The organism is Lactobacillus nasalidis, from assembly GCF_016587775.1.
Classification (GTDB): Bacteria; Bacillota; Bacilli; order Lactobacillales; family Lactobacillaceae; genus Lactobacillus; species Lactobacillus nasalidis.
The window spans coordinates 1-2,865 of the sequence record NZ_BOCG01000074.1; the positions used below are offsets into that span (position 1 = coordinate 1).

Consider the following 2,865-nt stretch of genomic DNA (forward strand, 5'->3'; position numbering starts at 1 on the left):
CAGCCCCGGCGGCCAGAGCCAGAACTTCTGGGCAGGTCTGCTTTTCAGCCGCGTAATCCAGCGGCGCCGCCATGGCCAGGTCGTCGGTCAGGGCCACGCCGGAATAATGCAGCTCCTGCTTGAGCAGGCGGTAGACTTCCGGAGCCAGGGATGCGGGCCGGTCGCTGTAGAGCGGCACATGCAGGTGCGAGACCATGACTGCTGGCACGCCGGATGAAATGGCCGCTTGAAAAGGCTGCAGGTCAAGCTTGCCTTGTGCCGGCGTCCGGTGGTCGCTGGCTGGGGCATGGTGGGTGTCGCCGGCATCCCCGTAGCCTGGAAAGTGCTTGGCGCAGCAGGCAAGGCCCAGCTGCCGGTAAAGCTTGACAAAGGCACTGACGGCCTGGCCGCTTTTTTCCGGGCTGGTCTTGAAAGTCCGGCTGTAGATGAAGCTGGCGGGATCCATGGCCAGGTCAGCTACCGGGGCAAAGTTGAGATTGATGCCCAGATTTTTTAGTTCAAGGGCGGTCTTTTTGCTTTGCTCCAGGAAAAAGTCCAGCCCCTTTTCCAGCAGGTCTGCCTGGCTGGGGTAGGACCGGTCCGGGTAAAGGGCTGACAGGCGGCTGACCAGGCCGCCTTCCTGGTCGATGGCGATGATCAAACCTGGCCGGGCCTGGCGGTAGGCTGCCAGCTGCTCTTTAACCGTTTCCTCGCTCAAGCCCGCCAGGTCCCTGGCAAAAAGGAGCAAGCCGGCCGGCTGATAGCGTTCCAGCATGCGGAGATTTTCGGCAAAGTCGCCCGTGCTGTCGGGCAGATAGAGTTGGGCTAATTTTTGCGTAAGAACAGACATGATTCATCCTGCTTTCTAAAATGAATTTTTCTTGAAAGGCTGCTTTCTTGATAAGGGACATTATTGCTTTTTTGGCCCGGTCAGGCAAGTGAAAAAGGTCCGGCCCAATTCCGGTGAATTTCTCCTTGAAATAAAAAAAGGTAAAACAAGCGGCGTGAAAACGGTATAATAGATGAAGATGGAAATTAAATGGAATATTGAGAAGGATGTTTATGAAAAAGAAACGGATCAAACATTTTAAAAGTAAGAAAATTATGACCGCCAACCTGGCCTTGTTGGCAACGGCAACCGGTCTGGCTTATGCCAACACGGTCAAGGCGGACACCACTGACAGTCAAGCAAGCGACCAACAGACGGCCAACACGCAAACCCAAACCGCTCAAAGCACTGATACGCAAGCTGTTGACCAAACGGCAGCTGCTACTGACGCGGCCAAGGCAGCAGCTACTGACACGGCTAAGGCAGCAGCCACCGACACGGCTAAGGCAGCAGCCACCGACACGGCCAAGACCGCAGCTACTGACACGGCTAAGGCAGCAGTCAACGACACGGCCAAGACCGCAGCTACTGACGCAGCCAAGACCGCAGCTACTGACACGGCCAAGACCGCAACCACTGCTGCGGCTAAGACGACCACGTCCAAGCTGCAGACCAAGACCGCGGCGGTAACGGCAACCACGACGACTACCACCACGACCAAGAGCGCCTTCAAGACGACCAGCGGCAAGACGTATTACTATGACGCAAACGGCCAGGTAGTCAAGAACCAGGTCTTCACCGTCAATGGCAAGCAGTATTACGCTGATTCCAAGGGGCTGATCGCCAAGAGCACGACCAAGAAGATCAACGGAATTACCGCCAGCTTTGACAATACTGGCGCCATCAGCGGCAACTTGGACTTCAGCCAGCTGCTGCGGGACCAGGTCGAATTCTCAGCTGCAAGCAAGCTGAAGAGCTCAGTCAAGTACGACTGGACCGAATCCAAGAACAAGTACCAAGAGTCAGCAACCCATGAAATGGCCCAGCTGCTGGCTCAAGGCGCCGTAAAGAACGACAGCGAAGTAATCAGTTCATTGATGGAAGAGAACTCTTCCATGTCTGGTCAGGTTCTGGCCAGCCTGACTTTGAACGTCGGCCAGAGCGGGGCTACGGCCAGCCAGATCTCTGACGCCTTGATTGCCAAGCTGGGCAAGACCAGCGCGGCCGGCAGCGTAGTCGGCGCGGGCTACTACAACGGCGTTGCTGCAGCTTTGATTTACAAGGTCGAAGCCGTCAAGCAGGCCGCCGAAGCCGTTTCCAAGATCGAGCCAAGCATCAGCACGGTTTACAGTGATGCCGGCCAGGTTACCAACCCGGTTACCAGCAAGATGAGCGATGAAGACGCCAAGACTTTGACTGACGGCGTTTCGTCAGTTCTGCTGAAGGGCAAGTCCGGTACGGCTATCAGCCAGCAAGTTTTGCAGACCATCTTTGCCGGCTTGGCTGGTGATTCCACGGCTTTTGAAGGGCAGACGCTCTACTACGACACAAACGGTAAGGCTTACCACTACCAATACTGGCTCAGCGGCAAGGACAGTGCTGAAAAGCTGGCCAACTTCCTCAAGGAAAATGCCGGGGCCAAGTATGGCGATGCCTTGAAGGCTGTCTACACGGCTACTTTGGTTGCCGGCAGCAGTCAGAAGAGTCAAGCAGTTGACGAAACGCCAACCAGCAAGAAGACGGCTGACGAAATCAGCGCGGCCTTCAGCGACGGCAGCGAAACCGGCTTGAAGTACGAAAGCGTCAAGGTGGAAAAGATCCCTGGCATGACTGACGACATGATCCGTGGGGTCGACATTTCCACTTACCAGTCCCTGATCAACGCTGGCGTGAAGTTCTACGACTTCAACGGCCAAGAAGCCAGCTTGATCAAGGTCTTGGCTGATGCCGGCGTCAACTGGATCCGCCTGCGGATCTGGAACGACCCGTACAACGCCGACGGTCTGGGCTACGGCGGCGGCAACACAGACGAAGCCAGCGTGATCAAGATGGCCAGT

Annotated in this window: 2 protein-coding genes; one reads left to right on the forward strand and one right to left on the reverse strand. The window is 56.3% G+C overall.

Annotated features, from left to right (window positions below):
* A partial coding sequence (locus tag lacNas_RS00895; RefSeq protein WP_201346502.1) for a glycoside hydrolase family 3 N-terminal domain-containing protein occupies window positions 1-829 on the reverse strand: 829 nt, incomplete at its 3' end.
* 212 nt (window positions 830-1,041) lie between these two features.
* Here lacNas_RS00895 and lacNas_RS14090 point away from each other — a divergent pair.
* Window positions 1,042-2,865, forward strand: a 1,824-nt coding sequence (locus lacNas_RS14090) for a glycosyl hydrolase 53 family protein (RefSeq protein ID WP_244661395.1), incomplete at its 3' end; no start/stop codon positions are given.